The organism is Dactylosporangium sp. NPDC006015, from assembly GCF_040614215.1.
GTDB lineage: Bacteria > Actinomycetota > Actinomycetes > Mycobacteriales > Micromonosporaceae > Dactylosporangium > Dactylosporangium maewongense.
In genome coordinates this window covers 131922-150263 of record NZ_JBEXUD010000016.1, presented here as the reverse complement: position 1 = coordinate 150263, position 18342 = coordinate 131922, and the positions used below count along the sequence as shown (strand labels likewise).

18 protein-coding genes are annotated in these 18342 nt (G+C 71.5%); 9 read left to right on the top strand and 9 right to left on the bottom strand.

Annotated elements, in window-relative coordinates; genetic code table 11:
* Nucleotides 1–119 precede the first annotated feature (119 nt).
* From ABZ321_RS27890 to ABZ321_RS27865, 6 genes are all read left to right on the top strand, one after another.
* Nucleotides 120–1004, top strand: coding sequence for a trypsin-like peptidase domain-containing protein (locus tag ABZ321_RS27890; protein ID WP_354896447.1), 885 nt, complete (start codon nt 120–122; stop codon nt 1002–1004).
* A gap of 29 nt (nt 1005–1033) precedes the next feature.
* Entirely contained in the window at nt 1034–2026 is a 993-nt protein-coding gene (locus ABZ321_RS27885; protein WP_344499303.1) for a MoxR family ATPase, read from the top strand.
* A gap of 2 nt (nt 2027–2028) precedes the next feature.
* A complete protein-coding gene (locus ABZ321_RS27880) occupies nt 2029–2925 on the top strand; it encodes a DUF58 domain-containing protein (protein WP_354896444.1) in 897 nt (298 codons plus the stop codon).
* An 85-nt stretch (nt 2926–3010) separates the two neighbouring features.
* On the top strand, nt 3011–3973 hold the full coding sequence (locus ABZ321_RS27875; RefSeq protein WP_354896441.1) for a VWA domain-containing protein: 963 nt from the start codon (nt 3011–3013) through the stop codon (nt 3971–3973).
* A complete protein-coding gene (locus ABZ321_RS27870; protein ID WP_344499309.1) occupies nt 3973–5055 on the top strand; it encodes a VWA domain-containing protein in 1083 nt (360 codons plus the stop codon). Before ABZ321_RS27875 ends, ABZ321_RS27870 begins: the two co-directional genes overlap by 1 nt.
* A 45-nt stretch (nt 5056–5100) precedes the next feature.
* Complete coding sequence (locus tag ABZ321_RS27865) at nt 5101–5436, top strand: hypothetical protein (protein ID WP_354896438.1); 336 nt, start codon at nt 5101–5103, stop codon at nt 5434–5436.
* Nucleotides 5437–5576: 140 nt separating this feature from the next.
* Here the strand turns inward: ABZ321_RS27865 and ABZ321_RS27860 are convergent, their stop codons facing one another.
* On the bottom strand, nt 5577–6092 hold the full coding sequence (locus tag ABZ321_RS27860) for a hypothetical protein (RefSeq protein WP_354896435.1): 516 nt from the start codon (nt 6090–6092) through the stop codon (nt 5577–5579).
* 85 nt (nt 6093–6177) lie between these two features.
* On the opposite strand from ABZ321_RS27860, the gene ABZ321_RS27855 reads away from it, so the two are divergent.
* From ABZ321_RS27855 to ABZ321_RS27845, 3 genes are read left to right on the top strand one after another with little or no spacing between them, the layout of a single operon-like run.
* The gene (locus ABZ321_RS27855; protein ID WP_354896432.1) at nt 6178–6489 is read left to right on the top strand and encodes a hypothetical protein; all 312 of its coding nucleotides are present in this window, start codon (nt 6178–6180) and stop codon (nt 6487–6489) included.
* Entirely contained in the window at nt 6479–6856 is a 378-nt protein-coding gene (locus ABZ321_RS27850; protein WP_344500699.1) for a hypothetical protein, read from the top strand. Before ABZ321_RS27855 ends, ABZ321_RS27850 begins: the two co-directional genes overlap by 11 nt.
* Complete coding sequence (locus ABZ321_RS27845; RefSeq protein WP_354896429.1) at nt 6853–9174, top strand: DUF4132 domain-containing protein; 2322 nt, start codon at nt 6853–6855, stop codon at nt 9172–9174. The genes ABZ321_RS27850 and ABZ321_RS27845 overlap by 4 nt, the downstream gene beginning before the upstream one ends.
* Here ABZ321_RS27845 and ABZ321_RS27840 read toward each other — a convergent pair.
* The 8 genes from ABZ321_RS27840 to ABZ321_RS27805 all read right to left on the bottom strand — a co-directional run bounded on the left by ABZ321_RS27840 (nt 9171) and on the right by ABZ321_RS27805 (nt 18336).
* Nucleotides 9171–9617, bottom strand: coding sequence for a nitroreductase family deazaflavin-dependent oxidoreductase (locus ABZ321_RS27840; RefSeq protein ID WP_344499318.1), 447 nt, complete (start codon nt 9615–9617; stop codon nt 9171–9173). The genes ABZ321_RS27845 and ABZ321_RS27840 overlap by 4 nt on opposite strands.
* A gap of 99 nt (nt 9618–9716) precedes the next feature.
* Nucleotides 9717–11801 (bottom strand): glycoside hydrolase family 2 TIM barrel-domain containing protein, encoded by a 2085-nt coding sequence (locus ABZ321_RS27835; protein WP_354896426.1) that lies wholly within the window; start codon nt 11799–11801, stop codon nt 9717–9719.
* Between the two features lie 69 nt (nt 11802–11870).
* Nucleotides 11871–13175, bottom strand: coding sequence for a mannitol dehydrogenase family protein (locus ABZ321_RS27830; RefSeq protein WP_354896605.1), 1305 nt, complete (start codon nt 13173–13175; stop codon nt 11871–11873).
* Nucleotides 13172–14380 carry a D-mannonate dehydratase ManD gene (manD, locus tag ABZ321_RS27825; protein ID WP_354896423.1) on the bottom strand — a complete coding sequence of 403 codons (1209 nt, stop codon included), beginning with the start codon at nt 14378–14380 and terminating at the stop codon, nt 13172–13174. Before manD ends, ABZ321_RS27830 begins: the two co-directional genes overlap by 4 nt.
* Nucleotides 14377–15207, bottom strand: a complete 831-nt coding sequence (locus ABZ321_RS27820; protein WP_354896420.1) for an ABC transporter permease subunit — start codon at nt 15205–15207, stop codon at nt 14377–14379. Before ABZ321_RS27820 ends, manD begins: the two co-directional genes overlap by 4 nt.
* Nucleotides 15204–16082, bottom strand: coding sequence for an ABC transporter permease subunit (locus ABZ321_RS27815; protein WP_344499326.1), 879 nt, complete (start codon nt 16080–16082; stop codon nt 15204–15206). Before ABZ321_RS27815 ends, ABZ321_RS27820 begins: the two co-directional genes overlap by 4 nt.
* Nucleotides 16082–17134, bottom strand: coding sequence for an ABC transporter ATP-binding protein (locus ABZ321_RS27810; protein ID WP_354896417.1), 1053 nt, complete (start codon nt 17132–17134; stop codon nt 16082–16084). Before ABZ321_RS27810 ends, ABZ321_RS27815 begins: the two co-directional genes overlap by 1 nt.
* A complete protein-coding gene (locus ABZ321_RS27805; protein WP_344499330.1) occupies nt 17131–18336 on the bottom strand; it encodes an extracellular solute-binding protein in 1206 nt (401 codons plus the stop codon). Before ABZ321_RS27805 ends, ABZ321_RS27810 begins: the two co-directional genes overlap by 4 nt.
* Nucleotides 18337–18342: the final 6 nt, after the last annotated feature.

Below are 18342 nucleotides of genomic sequence, written 5' to 3'. Positions count from 1 at the left end.
CCATGGAACGATCGGCACCCGCCGGGAAAGGACATCAGGACCCGGTGATTGCCGGATGAGAATTTGATTTGGCAGAAAGTTCTTACCTGGCTCCCAGGAAGCACCGTTACGTTGGTTGCATGCGCCGCGAGGAGGCACCACGCGACCTTGAGGTCGAGTTCGATGTCCCGGCCCAGGGCGACGTCCTCGCCCAAGGTGACGACGCCCCGCCGCGCCCGCCCCGGCAGTGGCCGAAGCTGCCCGCCCCCCGCAGGAACGTGCTGCTCGCTGCCGTGGTCCTGCTCGCGCTGGCATTGACCGCCTACGTCGCGTTCCAGGCCGGCGGCGGCGGAGCCGAGACGGCGAAGCCGCGCCCGTCGGCGTCGCCCTCGCCGTCGGCGTCCGGGCCGCCCACGATCGCGCAGGTCTACGCGGCCGTCGCCCCGTCGGTCGTCACCATCCAGGCCATGAACGGCGAGGCCGTCACCGCGACCGGCACCGGCGTCGTCGCCAGTGCGCAGGGGATCATCCTGACCGCGTTCCACGTCGTCGAGGGCGCCGCCGGCATCCAGGTCATCTTCGCCGACGGCACCAAGACCCCGGCGAAGGTCGCCCAGTCCGACCCGGCCCTCGACATCGCCGCGCTCGCCCCCGAAGGGCTGCCGGACGTGCTGGTCCCCGCCGTCATCGGCAACTCCGAGCGGCTCGCCGTCGGCAACACCGTCATCGCGATCGGCAACCAGCTCGGGCTCACCAGCAGCGCCACCGCCGGCGTCGTGTCCGGCCTGCATCGCACCGCGACCAACCCCGACGGCACCAAGCTCACCGGCCTCATCCAGTTCGACGCGGCCGTGAACCCCGGCAGCTCCGGCGGCCCGCTCCTCAACGCCAAGGGCGAGACGATCGCGATCGTCGTGGCCCTCGCCAACCCGACCTCCGCCGGCACGTTCGTCGGCGTCGGCTTCGCCGTGCCGATCGGCGCCGCCCTCGGCGCGGGTGGCGGAGACCAGGCACCACAGCAGTAAGCACCCGCTCGCAGACGTAAGGACGATACGTGGACACACCATCCGAAAGCGGCATCACCAGCGCGGTCGAGCAGGTCCTGTACGAGGTCAAGAAGACCATCGTCGGGCAGGACGCGCTCCTGGAGCGGCTCATGGTCGCCCTGCTGTCGCGCGGGCACATCCTCGTCGAGGGCGTCCCCGGCCTGGCCAAGACCCTCGCCGTGAAGGCGCTCGCGTCGGCGATCGGCGGGCAGTTCCACCGCGTCCAGTTCACCCCCGACCTGGTGCCCGCCGACATCGTCGGCACCCGCGTGTACCACCAGGTCAGCGGCCAGTTCCAGGTGTCGCTCGGACCCGTGTTCACCAACCTGCTGCTCGCCGACGAGATCAACCGGGCGCCGGCGAAGGTGCAGAGCGCGCTGCTGGAGGTCATGCAGGAGCAGCAGGTGACGATCGGCCGGGAGACGCACCACATCCCGCGGCCGTTCCTGGTCATGGCCACCCAGAACCCGATCGAGTCCGAGGGCACGTATCCGCTGCCCGAGGCGCAGGTCGACCGGTTCATGATGAAGGTCGTCGTCGGCTACCCGAGCCCGACGGAGGAGTTCGTCATCGTCGAGCGGGCCATCTCCCCGGCGCCGCTGCTGCAGGCGATCGTCGACCCCACCCGGCTGATCGAGATGCAGGGCGAGGTCGAGCAGGTCTACGTCGACCCGGCGCTCATCGAGTACTCCGTCCGCCTCGCCAACGCGACCCGCCGGCCCGAGGAGGTCGGGCAGGGCGACCTCGCGCGGTACATCAGCTTCGGCGCCAGCCCGCGCGCCTCGATCAACCTGGTCCTCGCCGCGCGCGCCCTCGCGTTCATCCGCGGCCGCGACTACGTCATCCCACGCGACCTGACCGAGCTCGCCCTCGACGTGTTCCGGCACCGGCTCGTGCTGTCCTACGAGGCGCTGTCCGACGACATCACCGCCGACACGATCCTCACCCGGGTCATGGCGGCGCTGCCGGTGCCGGCGCCGGTGCGCAGCGGAAGCCGCTGACCGTGACGAGCGCACCCGACCGGCTGCTGCGGCGCCTGGAGTGGCAGGTGATCCGAAGACTCGACGGGCAGTTGCTGGGCTCCTACCGCACGGTCTTCCGCGGTTCCGGCATCGACTTCGCCGACCTGCGCGAGTACACGCACGAGGACGACGTCCGCCACATCGACTGGAACGTCACCGCGCGCCTGGACGAGCCCTACGTGCGCCAGTACACCGAGGACCGGGAGCTCACCGCCTGGCTGGTCCTCGACCTGTCGGCCTCGATGCGCTTCGGCACCTCCGGCGGCAAGGACGGCCTGCTCACCGAGCTGGCGGTCTGCCTCGCGCGGCTCTTCACGAATGGAGGCAACCGGATCGGCGCCGTCCTCTACGACAACGGGCTGCAGCGGGTCGTCCCGCCGCGCACCGGCCGCAACCACGTCCTGCGGCTGGCCCACGAGATCTCCCGGGCTGCTTCGGCCGTCGGGGACAAACCGGGCGCCGCCACCGACGTCGACGGGATGTTGCGCCTCGCCGCGTCGCAGGCCCGCCGCCGGTCCCTGGTCTTCGTCATCTCCGACTTCATCAGCGGCGACGCCGTCAACTGGGAGTCGTCGCTGACGCGGCTCACCCACCGGCACGAGGTCGTCGCGATCCGGGTCGTCGACCCGATGGAGCTGGACCTGCCCGACCTCGGCCTGGTCCTCGTCGAGGACGCCGAGACCGGGGAGCAGGTCCTCGTCGACACCAGCGACCCGCTCTTCCAGCAGCGGCTGCGCGAGCAGGTCGACGGCCGCGAGGCCGCGGTCGCGGCGGCGATGCGCCGGGCGCGCGTGACCCCGCACCTCGTCACCACCGACCAGGACCCGCTCCTCGCCCTGGTCGACATGGTCCGCTGGTCGAAGCGGCGCCGCTCATGAGCGGGCCGCAGCGGAGCGAGGACCCGCGAATCATGGGTGCAGGGTGGAGCTCAGGCCGATGCCGGAGCGCAGCGGAGGCGTCGGCATGAGCTTCCAGAACCCTTGGCTGCTGGTTGCCGGAGTGGTTGTCGCTCTTGCGGTGTTCGTGGCGTACTGGTGGCTGCAGCGGCAGCGCAGCCTCGCGCTCTCTTCGGCTGGACTTGCCACGGCGAAGAAGGACGGGCTCCGCCGCCACCTGCCGCCCGTGCTGTTTCTCGTCGCGCTGACCCTGCTGCTGCTCTCCGTCGCCCGTCCCCAGGCCGAGCTGCCGGTCGCGCGCGCCGCCGGGACCGTGATCCTCGCGTTCGACGTGTCCAACAGCATGGGCGCCGACGACGTCGCACCCACCAGGCTCGCCGCCGCCCAGGCCGCCGCGATCGAGTTCGCCGACGCGCAGCCCGACAGCGTCAGCATCGGCGTCGTCGCGTTCGACGAGGGCGCGCTCACCACCCAGCAGCCGTCCGAGGACCGGGCCGCGACGACCGCCGCCATCAAACGCCTCCGGGTCAACGGCGGCACCTCCCTCGGCCAGGCGATCCTCGCCTCCCTCACGGTCATCGCCGGCAAGCCCGCCACCCTCCCGGAGGACGGCCGGCCCGCGCCGGACCTCGGGTACTGGGGCAACGCCACCATCGTGCTGCTCTCCGACGGCGAGAACACCGGCGGACCCGACGCCGTCGCCGCCGCCCAGCTCGCCGCGACCGCGGGCGTCCACATCGAGACCGTGGGCGTCGGCACCGTCGACGGCACCACCGTCGAGGTCGACGGCTTCCAGGTCGCGACATCCCTGGACGAGGAGCTGCTCACCGAGGTCGCGAAGACCACCACCGGCAGCTACCACCGCGCCGAGAACGCCGAGGCCCTCCACGACGTGTACGAGTCGCTGGACCTCCGGCTCACCGTGCAGACGAAGCCGGTCGAGCTGACCGGCGCCGCCGCGGCGCTCGCCGTGCTGCTGCTCACCATCGGGGGAGTACTGATGACCACCTGGTTCGGACGGATCCTCTGATGTCGCTGCACTGGCCGTGGGCCCTCGTCGCGCTGCTGGCGTTTCCGCTGCTCCTCGCGGTCCGCTGGTGGACCCGCCGCCGTCGCCGCCGCGCCGCGGTCCGGCTGCCGAGCGTGGGGCTGATCCGGGCGGCGCTGCCCGGCCGTACATCATGGAAACGCCGGATCCCGCTGTGGCTCTTCGCCGCTGGACTGCTCGTCACCGGCACCGCCGCCGCCCGGCCGGAGGCGTCCGTCGTCGTGCCGGACAGCGCCGCGACGATCATCCTGGCGATGGACGTGTCCGGCTCGATGTGCTCCACCGACGTCTCACCCAACCGGCTCACCGCCGCGCAGAAGGCCGCCCGGGAGTTCATCAAGGAGCACGACGGCAACCAGAAGATCGGCCTGGTCGCGTTCTCCGGCATCGCCGGGCTGATCGTGCCGCCGACCACCGACACCAGGCAGCTCCTCGACGCCATCGACGGCCTGCGCACCGCCCGCGGCACCGCGATCGGCCTGGCCATCCTCACCTCCATCGACGCGATCGCCGAGATCAACCCCGACGTCCCACCGACCGGCGTCGAGGTCCCCGACGACGGCGTCGCCACCGGCGAGTACGAGCCCGACACCATCGTCGTGCTCACCGACGGCCGCAACACCGACGGCGTCGACCCGATGACCGCCGCGGCCGCCGCCGAGGCCCGCCGCCTGCGCGTCTACACGATCGGCTTCGGCACCTCCGTCCCCTCCCCGATGGTCTGCTCCAGCGACCAGATCAGCAGCGGCGGCGGCCAGTTCCGCGGCGGCCCCGGCCCCGGCGGCCAGTTCGGCGGCCGCGGCCGCTTCCAGGACATGGACGAGGGCACCCTCACGAAGGTCGCCGAGACCACCGGCGGCAAGTACTTCAAGGCCGAGGACGCCGAAGCCCTCGGCGACGTGCTCCGCGACCTGCCCAGCCAGGTCACCCTCCAGCGCAAGAAGACCGAGCTGACGTCGTGGTTCGCCCTCGCCGGCGCCCTGCTGGTCCTGCTCGCCGTCGCGCTGTCCCAGTGGTGGAACCGCGTGCGGCCACCCGCGGCTTCGGCCGTCAGCCGCCGCTGAACCGCTCCGGCGGCGCACTTGATCGCCGCGGCTACCTTGACCGGCATGACCGCCCGGCCCGCCCCGGCGCCATTCACCTGGCGCCGGGCACCCCTGTCCATGCTGCTGCTCGCGCTCATGCTGCTGTGGCTGCTGAGCCCGATGATCTGGCTCTACGCCATCGGCCAGATCGGTCCCGACTCCAACGTCGACCCGACCCCCGAGCAGTCCCGCGCGCTGCGCGTCGCGCACTGGACGACGTTCTCCTACGTCCTCATCGCCCCGATGGTCGTGCTCTCCGTCTCCTGGTGGACGAGGCGCCGCGTGGTGCTGATCCTGACCCTGGCGGAGCTCGCCCTCGGCGCCCTGGCCGTGGCCGCCCTGCTGCTGATGATGACCTGACGACGCCTTGACCGGGCCGGGTTGGTTCGTCGCCGCTGATCAGTCAGTGCCGGCAGGCGGCGAGCTGGTCGTCGCCGGCCGTGACGGTGTGTCCCAGCCCTGCGCCGGCCGCGGTGCCCGGTCCGCGGCGACGAGCGCACTCAGACGGATGCCCCCGATGGTTCCTGGCCTCGCGCCTTGAGCTGCCGTAGGCGGCGCCACCAGGACCAGCACCAGCACCAGGGCCGGGTGAGGACGAGGCCGAGGACGAAGATGGCCACGGAAATGGCGAGGGTCATGGCGTCGTCCTTCCAGCTCTGGGCGCCGGCCAGCGGATAGATCACGGTTGGGCTTCCGGTGTCGCGGGCGGGGAGCGTGTCCCCGACCTTGGCGCCGGGCGGCAGTCCTCCGGACAACCCCGTGTCCCGGCGCACCACGGTGCCGTCGTCGCTGACGAAGTCGCCGACCCATCCGCATCGTTGCCGTGGTGGATCCCAGCGGTCGCAGGGCCGGGGGTCGGTGAGGGTGAAGGTGCCCGTCACCCCGGCGCCCTGTGCCGCCCGCCAGGCCGGCACCGTCGTGATGGCCGCACCCGCGGTGCCGACGCCGCCGAGCAGCAGTGCGAAGATGCCGAGGACCAGCACCTTGACTCGCTTGTTCGTGGCGATCGCCCGCATGCGTCATCGTAACTTGGTCACGTCGCGGGGCGGGTGTAGACCTCCTTCGGGATCGTGTACCGGTTCGTCGCCGCTGCTTGCGTCCGTGGCCCTGCTCGCCGCGGACTCGTGCCACAACGGGTGGGGGCCGCTGCTGCTGCGGGTGGCGTTCCCGCCCGGGTGGCAGGAGCGGCCGCTCACCGGCAACCAGCGGGAGTTCCTGCGCCGGCTGGTCGGCAACGACTCCGTCTGGGGCGGCGGGGCGACGGATACGCCGTCGCGCTTCGCCGGGGTCGGGCTGCCCCAGGACCGGGAGGCCTACCGGACCCTGATCGGGATCGGGATCGGGGTGCGGGCGGGTCGTGACAGGGGTCGGCGGGGTGGCCTAGGCTCCGGCCGTGCGGGTGATGATCCATGACGAGACGGCCGGCGGGCGGGTCGTCGGGGCGCTGGAGCTGGACGTTGCCGGGCCGGTGCGGCTGCGGGAGCTGATCCGGCTGCGGGTGCGGGAGGAGGTCGCGCGGTACAACGCGCGGCCGGTCGAGCGGTTCCACGGGCTGGTCCGGCCGACGGCGGCCGAGGCGGATCTCAACGGGTACCTGATGCCCACGCCGGCGCGGATCGACTGGGAGCGGCAGGCGGACGCGGCGGAGGCCGCCTTCGAGCGGAACGGGTTCTTCGTGCTCGTCGGGGACCGGCAGGTGGAGGATCTCGACGAGGAGCTGACGCTCGACGAGGCGTCCCGCGTGGTGTTCATCCGCCTCGTGCAACTGGTCGGCGGATGACCGCCGCCGAAGCCCTCGCCGGACACCAGGCCCGGGCCGCGCAGGTGCTCCCCAACCCCGCCGGGCTGAACGCCGACGCGGTCGAGGACGTGCGGCGGCGCGTGCTGCCGTCCCTCGACGACGAGCAGGTCCGGTCCGTCACGGTCGCGCTCGTCGAGCGGGCGGCGGCCAACTACGGGTGGGGAGCGTGGGCGCCCGGCCGCCTCCTTCCCGACCTGGAGGCCCGCCGGCCGGCGTGGACGGTGACCGACGTCGGGCTGCTGTTCGACCTCGCCCGGCAGGCGTCCAGCAGGTCGGCAGAGGCCGTGCTCCGGGTTGCCGTGGGCGCCGCCGAAGGACTGGATGCGGCGGGCCGGGCTCAGCTCGTGGAGCGCTTCTGGGAGGCGCAGGCGATCGACGCGCCCACCGCGGCTCGGGCGGAGCTGGTGCGGCGGCTGATGCTGCTCGCGGACACCACCGGCAGCGGCGTGCCCGACTGGGCGGGGCGGATCCGACTCGGCGACGGCTGGAGCCGGGCCGCGGTCGCGCTGCTGCGGTCCGCGCCGGCCGGCACCGACGACCTCGGCCCGCTGCTCGACCACGCGCTCACCCTGACGTCCGGCCCGCGGCCGACGAAGGCGTGGGTACAGCGCGCCGCCGAGCTGCTGGACGGCCGGGCCGGGCTGCTCGAACTGCTGCACCGCCTGCTGCATCTCGCCCACAATTGCCGGCCCGAGCCGGTCGAGCAGGACTACGCGACGTTCCACCTGCGGCTCAGCCGGGACAACGCCGACCTGCTGCGGGGGCTGCTGTGGGCGGCGCAGGTGTCCGGCGAGGAGTGGCTGGTGCACGTCGTGCTGGCGCTGGAGCCGACGCTGCACGAGCCAAAGCCGCTCAACGCCTGCTACGCGGTGCTGGGCCGGCGCGGCGACGCCGACGCGATCGCCGCGCTCGTGCGGATGCAGCGCGGCACCCGGCACCGCGGGAAGCTCAAGCAGATCGCGGCCGCGCTGGACGAGGCCGCTGCCGCCGCCGGGATCAGCCGCTCGGAGCTCACCGAGCTGACGATCCCCGACTGCGGCCTCGACCGGCGGCGGCAGCGGCGCATCGGAGCCGCGCTCATCGAGGTCGACGAGCGGGCCCGGGTCCGCGTGACCTGGGACGACGGCGCGGACAGGACCGATGCGGAGGTGCGCCGCGCCACCGCCGACCTGAAGAAGGCCCTCGCCGACGAGCGTGCCCGCCTCGAGGACCTGCTCGTCGAGGACCGCGACTGGCCCTTTGCGGTGTGGCGGCAGCGGTACGCCGAGCACCCGGTCACGGGCAGCCTCGCCACCCGCCTGCTGTGGACGGTCAGCGACGGGGACCACCGGTACACCGGCCTGCCGGACGCGGACGGCGGGTTCACCCTGCCCGGCGGGGAAAAGCCGGGCGACGCGGCGCGGGTGCGGCTGTGGCACCCGGTGGACGCCGATGCGGAGGAGGTCCGCGCCTGGCGCGCGCACATCCTCGACCACGAGCTGGCGCAGCCGTTCAAGCAGGCATTCCGGGAGGTGTACCTGCTGACCCCCGCCGAGGAGGAGACCCGCCTCCACTCAAACCGGTTCGCGGCGCACATCCTGCGGTACCAGCAGGCCTACGCGCTCATGAAGGAGCGCCGGTGGGGCAGCAACTACCTCGGCGGCTGGGACGGCGGCTACGACGGCGAGGCGAAGCGGGAGTTCGCCGCGGCCGGCCTGACGGCCGTCTTCCACCACGAGCAGGCCGTCGACGGCGGCGGCGACCCCGTGCAGTTCTGCTCCACCGACCGGGTCCGGTTCGAGCGGGGGCGCGGCCGGGCGCGGCAGGACGTCCCGCTGGCGGAGGTCCCGGGAAGGGTCTTCAGCGAGGCGATGCGCGACGTCGACCTGTTCGTCGGGGTCACCTCCATCGCCACCGACCCGACCTGGGCCGACCACCGCACCGACGACGCCCGGTTCGGCTACTGGCAGGCGTTCGCGTTCGGCGAGCTGACGGCCAACGGCCAGGTCCGCCGGCAGGTCCTGGAGCACCTGCTGCCGCGGCTGAAGATCCGCGACCGGGCCCGGCTCGACGGCCACTACCTCGTCGTCGACGGCCGCCGCCACACGTACCGCATCCACATCGGCAGCGGCAACATCCTCATGTCCCCGAACGACCGCTACCTGTGCATCGTGCCGGCCGGCGCGGGCAAGACCCCGGGGGTGCGCTTCATCCCCTTCGAGGGCGACGCCATGCTGTCGATCGTGCTGTCGAAGGCCATGCTGCTGGCCGACGACCACAAGATCACCGACCCGTCGATCCTGCGCCAGCTCGACTAGGCGACCGGGGTGAGCAGGACGATCGGGATCTCGCGGTCGGTCTTCTGGGCGTACTCGTCGTACAGCGGGAAGATGCCCGCCATCTGGATCCAGAGCGGGGCGCGCTCGGCCGGGGACGCGACGCGGGCGCGGGCGGTGAACCGGCGGGTGCCGACCTGCACCCCGACGCTCGGGTCCGCCTCCAGGTTCTTGAACCACGCCGGGTCGTCGTCGGCGCCGCCCTTGGAGGCGACGACGACGAAGTCGTCCCCCGTGGTGCCGTAGATCAGGCAGTTGCGGCGCGGCTCGCCGGTCCGGCGGCCGGTCGTGGCGAGCACGAGGGTGAGCACGCCGTTCGACTCGTGCCCTTCGGTGCCGCCGGAGGCCAGGTACTTGCGGGTGTGCTCGGCGACCCAGTCCCACTTCGAGTCGGTGGCGCGGTCGAGGTCTTCGGCGACAGCCATGTCGGGCGGTCCTTTCTGATGCGGACGGTACCGGTTGTTCCTACCCCATGGACGGAGCCGGCAACACGTTCTCGACATCGGAAGGACCGCCCGTGGCACTCAGTTCAAGTTCCAGGTCACGGTGTCGGTGACGGGGGTGCCGTTGACGGTGGCGGTGACCTGGACGGTGTTGGCGCCGGCGCGCAGGGTCACGCCGGTCCACTTGAAGATGTGATCGGCGCTGGTGCGGGAGCCGAGCGAGACGCCGTTGAGGGTGGCGGTGACGAATGCCGCGTTCGAGTACACCTTCAGCTCGGTCGCGGCGGTGGTGCGCTGGGTCCAGCGGCGGCTGGTGATGTACAGGGTGGGCGCCGCCGACCAGTTCGCCTTGTAGAAGTAGAAGGCGTCCTTGCGGGTGACCCGGTCGCGGGTGACGAGACCCTTGTCGTTGATGCCGGGCTGGCCGCCCTCGTTGCGCGCGTCGGCGGCGAAGTCGAACATGTTCCACACGTACGTGCCCCACACGTACGGGCGGGCGTCGAGCTGCTTCCAGGACGCCTCGTGCAGCAGCGCCTGGTACTCCTCGGGGTGGGACTGGCCGCCGGGGCTGGGCGCGGCGGGGTTGAGGGCGTGCTGGGTGGTGTTGGCGCCCGCACCGTACTCGGACAGGGCGATGCGGCGGGACGGGTTCGCGGCGTGCAGGCCGTCCAGGTTCCCGCCGAGGTCGTTGTAGCCGCCGTTGTACCAGCCGAAGTACTTGTTGTAGCCGCTGGCCTCGGCGTGGTTGTTGACGGCGCCGGTGTCGCTGACGCAGCAACTGGCGTAGACGGAGACCCGGTCGGGGTCCTCGGTGTTCACGAGGCCGGCGAGGCTGTCCAGCAGGGCGTTGGTGGCGGCGTTGTCGACCCGCTGCTCGTTGCCGATGCCCCAGAAGACGATCGACGGGTGGTTGTAGTTCTGCCGGATCAGCTCGATCATCTGCTGGCGGGCGTTCGCCGTGTAGCCGGCGGAGTTGGTGGTGTCGTTGACGAGCGGGATCTCCGCCCAGACGACGAGGCCGCGTTCGTCGGCGAGGTTGTAGTCCTTCTGGTCGTGCTGGTAATGCGCCATCCGGATGGTGGTCGCGCCGATCTCGCGGATCAGGTCGAAGTCCTGGGTGTGCTGGGTGTCGTCGACGGCCCAGCCGACCCCGGCGCGGTCCTGGTGCAGGTTCACGCCGTGCAGGTCGTACGGGTGACCGTTGAGGGTGAAGCCGGTGTTGGGGTCGACGCCGAAGGTGCGCAGGCCGAGGGGCTCGGTGACCACGTCGGTGACCTGACCGTCGGAGCGGATCTCGACGTTCGCCTTGTACATGTACGGGTCGGCGAGCCCGTCCCACCGGTGCGGGTCGGCGATGGTGACGGTCTGCACGACGTCCACGCCGGCGTTCGCGGCCACGGTACGGGCGGGCAGCGACTGGTCCGCGACGATGTTGCCCGCCGCGTCGGTGACGACCGTGCGGACGACGACGGAGCGGCTCGACGTGGAGTTGTTGAACAGTTTCGTGGTCACGTCGACGGTCGCCGACGCCGCGGTGACGGACCGCTGCCGCAGGTACACGCCGGGGCCGGCGGAGTCGAGCATCCGCACGGCCAGGGGGTCGACGACCTGCAGGCTGACGTTGCGGTAGATGCCGCCGTAGAACGTGAAGTCCGCGGACAGCGGCGGGATGTCGGCGTTGTTGGCGTTGTTCACCTTGACCGCGATGACGTTGTCCTGCCCCACCTTGAACGCCGACGTGGCGCCGAAGCGGAAGCGGGAGTAGCCGCCGGAGTGCTTGCCGAGGTAGGTGCCGTTGACCCACACGTCGGCGACCTGGTTCGCGCCGGCGAACTGCAGGAACAGCATCTTGCCGGCGAAGGACGCCGGGACGGTGTAGTGCCGCCGGTACCAGCCGACACCACGGTAGTAGTTGTTGCCCCCGTCCGCTCCGTCAAGAGCGTTCCAGGTGTGCGGGACGCTGAGCTGCTGCCAGCCGCTGTCGTTGAATGCGGTGGCCTCGGCGCCGGCGACGTCGCCCTTGGTGAAGCGCCAGCCGGAGTTGAGGTCGACCCGCTGCCGGAGCGCGGGCGGGGTGTACGTGGCCGCGGACGCGTGGGGCGCCGCGATCACGTTGGCGGCCACGACCATGACGGCCGTGGCGAGCCACGTGACGATCCTGGGCATTGTTCACTCCCGAACGGGACGTATGGCGGTACGCGCCGCCCCGGGCGGGGCAGCGGTGAGGTGCCGTGTTCAGTTGAGACGCAGGCGCGCGACCTGTTCGACGAGCAGGTCGCGCCAGGTGGTGCCGAGCGGTTCCCCGAGGAACGGCTGGAGTGCGTCGACGAGCGAGGCGGGGGTGGAGCGGCCGGCCGCCGCGGCCGCCAGCGCCGCCGCCTGCGGGTCCTCGACGGGTTGGCGGGTGGCGACGTACACCATCCACGCCGCGACGGCGAGCGCGGTCCACTGTGGAGTGTGTCCCGAACTGAGACGGTCGCGGGCGGTGCCGAGCAGCCGGATCGGCAGCTTCAGCGAGCCGTCGGTGGCGACCTGGGCGGTCCGGTGGCCGAGTGCCGGGTCGGCGAACCGGCGCAGGATCGACTCCTGGTAGCCGCGCAGGTCGAAGCCGCCCGGCAGGGTCAGGGTCGGCGCGGCGTCCTCGGTCATGAGCCGCCACGCGGCGTCGGCGAGGACGGGGTCGGTCAGCGCCGACGCGATCGTCTCGTGGCCGGCGAGGGCGCCGGTGTACGCGAGCAGCGAGTGGGTCGCGTTGAGCAGCCGTAGCTTCGCCGCCTCGTACGGCGCGACGTCCGTGGTGAACGTGGCGTCCCACGCGGGCCGCCCGGCGGCGAACGTGTCCTCGATGACCCACTGGCTGAAGGGTTCCGCGACGACCGTGCCTTCGTCGCGGACGCCGAGGATCCGCTGTACATCGGCGAGATCGGCGGCGGAGGTCGCGGGGACGATCCGGTCCACCATGCACGACGGGAACGCGACCGAGGAGCCGATCCACTCGACCAGCCGGTCACCGGTCGGCAGGGTGGCGGCGTGGGCGAGGACGATCCGGCGCAGGGTGGCGCCGTTGGCGGGCAGGTTGTCGCACGGCAGCACGCTGAGCGGCCCGGCGTCGGCGCGGCGGCGCAGCTCCAGGCCGGCGACGAGCCGCTCGACCGCGTTGCCGGGCCGGTAGCCCTTCTCGGTCACGGTGAGGGTCACCAGGCGCACGGCCGGGTCGGCGACCCTGTTCACCAGTTCGAACGCCAGGCCGATCTCGCGCAGGGCGCCGATGATCCGCGGAGGTCCGGCGCCGACGCCCCGTTCGAGGACGGTGTACAGGCAGTCCTGCGGCGCGAGCTGGTCCCGGACGGTCGTGGACCGCTGGGTGAAGCCGGCGATCCCCCAGGTCGGGTCGGCGGCCAGGGTGGCGTCGGTGTAGACGGCCTGGTGCGCCCGGTGGAACGCGCCGACGCCGAGGTGCACGATGCCGACCCGCACGTCCGCCGGGTCGTACGGCAACGCGGGCAGCGACCGCAGGGCGGACATCGACAGGCGGGTCACCAACTGTGCATCGTCCCGTCTTCGAGCCGGTTCACCGGCAGCGACGCCGGCTTGTACGGGTACCGCGCGGCGAGCTCCTCGTCGATGTCGACGCCCAGCCCCGGCTCCTCGGACGGGTGCAGGTAGCCGCCGTCGAAGTGGTACCCGTGCGGGAACACCTCGTCCGTCGCGGTCGTGTGCCGCATGTACTCCTGCAGCCCGAAGTTCGGGATGGCGACGTCGACGTGCAGGGCGGCCGCCATGCAGACCGGGGACAGGTCGGTGGCGCCGTGCGAGCCGGACCGCACGTGGTGCAGCGCCGCCAGGTCGAAGATGCGCCGCAGGTGGGTGATCCCGCCGGCGTGCACGACGGTCGCGCGGATGTAGTCGATGAGCTGCTCGCGGATGAGCTGCTCGCAGTCCCAGACGGTGTTGAACACCTCGCCGACGGCGATCGGGGTGGTGGTGTGCTGACGGATGAGCCGGAACCCGTCCTGCAGCTCGGCGGGGACGGGGTCCTCGATCCAGGTCAGGTCGAACGGTTCCAAACTCTTGCCGAGCCGGGCGGCCTCGATCGGGGTGAGCCGGTGGTGCACGTCGTGCAGCAGCCTGACGTCGGGGCCGAACTCGTCGCGGACGCGGGCGAACACCGTCGGCGTGTGCTTCAGGTACTTCGCCGTGGACCACACGTTCTCGGTCGGCAGGGTGGCGTCGGCGGGCTCGTAGTACATCTTGTCGCCGGAGACGCCGTAGGTGCTGGCGAGCCCGGGGACGCCGGTCTGCACCCGGATGGCCTTGTAGCCGAGGTCGACGTACCTGGCGACCTCCACCAGCACGTCGTCCACCGTGGATCCGTTGGCGTGGCCGTAGACGGTGACGCCCTCGCGGGAGCGGCCGCCGATCAGCCTGTACACCGGCAGCCCCGCGATCTTGCCGAGGATGTCCCACAGGGCGGTGTCGACGGCGGCGATCGCGCTCATCGTGACGGGCCCGCGCCGCCAGTACGCGCCCTTGTACAGGTACTGCCAGGTGTCCTCGATACGGGTCGGGTCGCGGCCGATGAGCTGCGGCACCACGTGGTCGGTGAGGTAGCTGGCGACGGCGAGCTCGCGGCCGTTGAGGGTGGCGTCGCCGACGCCGGTGACGCCCTCGTCGGTGACGATCTTCAGCGTGACGAAGTTGCGGTCGGGGCAGGTGACGATGACCCGGGCCTCGCTGATCCTCATGTGACGTCCTCCTCCTTGACCCGGGCGACGAGCTGGGTCGGGTTCACCAGGCGCAGCGCCAGGACGAGCAGCACGAGCATCGTGCCGGTGTAGATGACGGCCATCGCGTCCACGGACTGCTGCGCGCGGATGCCGGCGGCGGACATCGAGTTGTAGAGCGCGACGACGAGCGTGGTCGAGTCGGGCCCGGCGGTCAGGAACGTCAGCTCGAACATGCCGACGGTGCGGACGAGGACGAGGATCGACGCGGCGAGGATGCCGGGGACGAGCAGCGGGGCGAGGATGCGGGTGAAGATCTGGCGGGTGCCGGCGCCGCACATGCGGGCGGCGCGTTCGATGGTGGGGTCGATCTGCTCGATGAACGGGGTCATGGTGAGGATGACGAACGGCACCGACGGCACCAGGTTCGCCAGCACCACCCCGGTCATGTGCCCGGCGAACCCGTACTTGTAGAGCACGGTCGCCAGGGGGATGCCGTACGTGATCGGCGGCATCAGGATCGGCAGCAGGAACAGCAGGTACAGGACGCGCCGGCCGGGGAACGCGCGGCGGGCCAGCACGTAGGAGGCGGGCACGCCGACGAGCACGGAGATGCCGACGACGAGCGCGGACACCTCCAGGGTGGTGACGAGGACGGGCAGCAGCCCGAAGTCGCGCCACGCCTCGCCGTACCACTGGCCGGTGAAGCCGGAAGGCAGCCACGTGTCGAACCATTGGGTCCCGAACGAGCTGACGACGACGGAGCCGACGAGGCCGAACAGGTTGACGAAGAAGAACGCGACGACACCCCAGACGAGCCAGGCGGCAGGACGCGCGGTGAGTCTCATCCTTTGCCTCCGGTGGATCCGGTGTACAGCAGCGACCGCCAGCCGAGGACGGCGGCGATGACGGCGAGCTCGACGAGGCCCATGACGACCGCGATCGCGGACGCCTTCGGGTAGTCGTACTGTTCGTAGCCGGCGTGCCAGGCGGCGATGGAGATGACGCGGGTGTCGCCGGCGGGGTCGCCGACGAGAACCGCGGACGGGAACACGCTGAACGCCAGCACGAACGTCAGGCAGAACGTCGTGGCCAGGCCCGGCGCGAGCAGCGGCAGGGTGATCCGCCGGAAGCGCTGCGCCCAGCCGGCGCCGAGGGTCGCGGCGGCCTTCTCCAGGGTCGGGTCGATGCCCGACAGGTACGACAGCACCAGCAGGAACGCGAACGGGAAGCCGGTGATGACGAGGGAGAAGAACACGCCCCAGTAGTTGTGGGTGAGCCGGACCGGGTCGTCGATGATCCCGGCCGCCATCAGGGTGCGGTTGAACCAGCCGGTGGGGCCGAGGAAGTTGAGCAGCCCCTGCGCGGTGAGGACCGTGCCGAGGGTGATCGGCACGACGAGGAGCGTGGTGAGCAGCCGCTTGCCGCGGAACCTGCCCCGCATCCGGTAGGCGATCGGCACCGACGCGCCGACGTTGAGCAGCGCCACCGGCAGCGACAGCCACAGCGTGGTGGTGAGGGTGCCGCGCTCGTACGCGTCGCTGAAGAACGACGTGTAGGCCGCGAACGGCCCACCCTCTTCGGGTTGGAACGACAGCCCGATGCCGTAGAAGAACGGGTAGACGAACAGCGTCACGACGAACAGCAGCGCGGGGCCGAGCAGGAGCAGCTGCCGGTCGACGCCGCGCTCGGCGAGCCGGTGCCGCAGCGCCACCTTGGCCATCAGCTCTCCCCTCCGGCGGGGAACACGAGCAGCGCCGACGGGTCCACCGCGAGGCGGACGTCGTCGCCCGGCGCGGGCCGGGTCCCGGTGCGCAGGTGCAGGCGCTGCCCCGCTTCCGTCACGACCTCGACGGCCACCTCGCGGCCCTGGTACTCCACCACCTCGACGGTGGCGGGGAACCCGTCGCCGGCGATCCGCAGGGACTCCGGTCGTACACCGGCGACAACGGCATCCCCGATGGCCAGGTCGCCGACGGCGGTGCCGTGCAACGTCAACCCGCCGCCCTCCACCACTGTGGACGGTCCGGTGTGGACGACCTTCATCGGCAGCAGGTTGCGGAAGCCCATGAAGTCGGCGACGTGCCGGTTCGCGGGCTGGGTGTGCATCTGCTCCGGGGTGCCGACCTGCTGGACCCGCCCGTTGCGGAGCACGACCAGGCGGTCGGCCATCGACAGCGCCTCCTCCTGGTCGTGCGTCACGTAGACGGTGGTGAGGCCGAGCGCCTGGTGCAGCCGGCGGATCTCGGTGCGCATCTCCAGCCGCAACTTCGCGTCCAGATTGGACAGTGGCTCGTCCATCAGGACCAGCGACGGCTCCAGCACGACCGCGCGGGCGATCGCGACCCGCTGCTGCTGCCCACCGGACAGCTGCCCGGGCAGCTTCCGCGCCTGCTGCTCCAGGTGGACCAGGGCGATCGCCTCGTCGGTGCGACGGCGGATCTCGGCGCTGGGCAGGCGGCGCATCTGGAGCCCGAACGCGATGTTCTTCGCGACCGTCAGGTGCGGGAACAGGGCGTAGTTCTGGAAGACCATGCCGAAGCCGCGCTTCTCCGGCAGCAGCGTGTCGAGGCGGGTGTCGTCCTGCCAGATGCTGCCCGCGGTGAGCGGCAGCAGGCCGGCGAGGCAGTTGAGGGCGGTCGACTTGCCGCAGCCGGACGGGCCGAGCAGGGCGATGAACTCGCCCCGCTCGATCGTCAGGTTGAGGTCGACGAGCGCGTCCTGGCCGCCGAAGCGCCGGGTCACGCCGTCGAGCCGCAGCTGGTTGAAGGTCACTTCTTCACCTTCGCGCCGCCCACCTCACGGTCCCACTTGTCGAACGCGGCGACGAGCGCCTTCGCGTCGAGCGGGACCTCCAGGGGGTTGCCGGAGATGAGCTGGTCGTACTCGGGGCGGCCGAAGTCGGTGATCGCCTTCTGGCTGTCGGCGGGTGCCATCGACAGCGGCACGTCCTTGACCGCCGGGCCGGGGTAGAAGTAGCCCTTGTCGTAGGCCTTCGCCTGCTGCTTCGGGCTGAGCATGTCCTGCAACAGCAACAGGATCGCGGCCTGCTTGTCGGCGGAGACGCCCTTCGGCACGACGGCGTAGTGCGCGTCGGTGACCCAGTGGAAGCCGTTGAGCGAGCCGATCTTCGCCTCCTTCGGCACCTGGCCGAGGACGCGCGGGTTGATGTCCCAGCCGGTCGTGGTCGCGATGATCTTCGCGGAACCGTTCGCGAGGGACTTCATCGTCTCGCTGGTCGAGCTCGGGTACAGCTCGACGTACTTGTTGAGCTCGGTGAGGTATGCCCAGGTCTTCTCCCAGCCGTTGACCGGGTCCTTCGGGTCCTTGTCGCCGAGCAGGTACGGCAGGCCCATCAGGAACGTGCGGCCGGGCCCGGAGTTCGCGGGCCGGGCGTACTGGACGGCGCCCGGGTTGGCCTTCGCGTACGCGAGGAGCTCGTCGGCGCTCTTCGGCGGGTTCGGCACCTTGTCCGGCAGGTACTCGATCAGCGGGCCCGACGGGTAGTAGGTGACGGTGACGCCGAAGTCCCCGGCGAGCTTCTGCATCGCGGCGGCGCCGGGCAGGTAGCTGTTCATGTTGGACAGGCGCTGGGCGTACGTGGGAAGCAACGGCTGCCAGAGGCCCTGGTCCACACCGGCGGCGAGGCCGTCGACACCGGTGAGCACGAGGTCGATGTCGACCCGTCCGGCGTTCTGCTGCGCCTTGACCTTCGGCGCGAGCTCGGGCGCGGTCGCCTTGGAGTAGGTGACCTTGCTGATCGTGTCGCCGTGCGCGGACACGAAGTCGTCGATCATGCCCTGGGTGAGCTGCAGGTTGCCGGCGACGTCGAGGATGTTGAGCGTCACGGGGGACGCGGGCTTGAGCGGCAGGTCGCCGCTGGACGCGGCCGACGGGGTGTTCTTCGCCGGGGCGCCGCAACCGGCGACGAGCGTGAGGGTGAGCAGTGCGGCGAAGTGTCTGCGGGTCAGGGACATAGCGGG

Bases quoted from the DNA above. Each gene is read 5' to 3' on its own strand.
- ABZ321_RS27845 (WP_354896429.1), top strand. From the start codon at position 6,853: ATGACCGCCGCCGAAGCCCTCGCCGGACACCAGGCCCGGGCCGCGCAG.
- ABZ321_RS27870 (WP_344499309.1), top strand. From the start codon at position 3,973: ATGTCGCTGCACTGGCCGTGGGCCCTCGTCGCGCTGCTGGCGTTTCCG.
- ABZ321_RS27875 (WP_354896441.1), top strand. From the start codon at position 3,011: ATGAGCTTCCAGAACCCTTGGCTGCTGGTTGCCGGAGTGGTTGTCGCT.
- ABZ321_RS27860 (WP_354896435.1), bottom strand. From the start codon at position 6,092: ATGCGGGCGATCGCCACGAACAAGCGAGTCAAGGTGCTGGTCCTCGGC.
- manD (WP_354896423.1), bottom strand. From the start codon at position 14,380: ATGAGGATCAGCGAGGCCCGGGTCATCGTCACCTGCCCCGACCGCAAC.
- ABZ321_RS27820 (WP_354896420.1), bottom strand. From the start codon at position 15,207: ATGAGACTCACCGCGCGTCCTGCCGCCTGGCTCGTCTGGGGTGTCGTC.
- ABZ321_RS27850 (WP_344500699.1), top strand. From the start codon at position 6,479: ATGATCCATGACGAGACGGCCGGCGGGCGGGTCGTCGGGGCGCTGGAG.
- ABZ321_RS27815 (WP_344499326.1), bottom strand. From the start codon at position 16,082: ATGGCCAAGGTGGCGCTGCGGCACCGGCTCGCCGAGCGCGGCGTCGAC.
- ABZ321_RS27805 (WP_344499330.1), bottom strand. From the start codon at position 18,336: ATGTCCCTGACCCGCAGACACTTCGCCGCACTGCTCACCCTCACGCTC.
- ABZ321_RS27890 (WP_354896447.1), top strand. From the start codon at position 120: ATGCGCCGCGAGGAGGCACCACGCGACCTTGAGGTCGAGTTCGATGTC.
- ABZ321_RS27865 (WP_354896438.1), top strand. From the start codon at position 5,101: ATGACCGCCCGGCCCGCCCCGGCGCCATTCACCTGGCGCCGGGCACCC.
- ABZ321_RS27835 (WP_354896426.1), bottom strand. From the start codon at position 11,801: ATGCCCAGGATCGTCACGTGGCTCGCCACGGCCGTCATGGTCGTGGCC.
- ABZ321_RS27840 (WP_344499318.1), bottom strand. From the start codon at position 9,617: ATGGCTGTCGCCGAAGACCTCGACCGCGCCACCGACTCGAAGTGGGAC.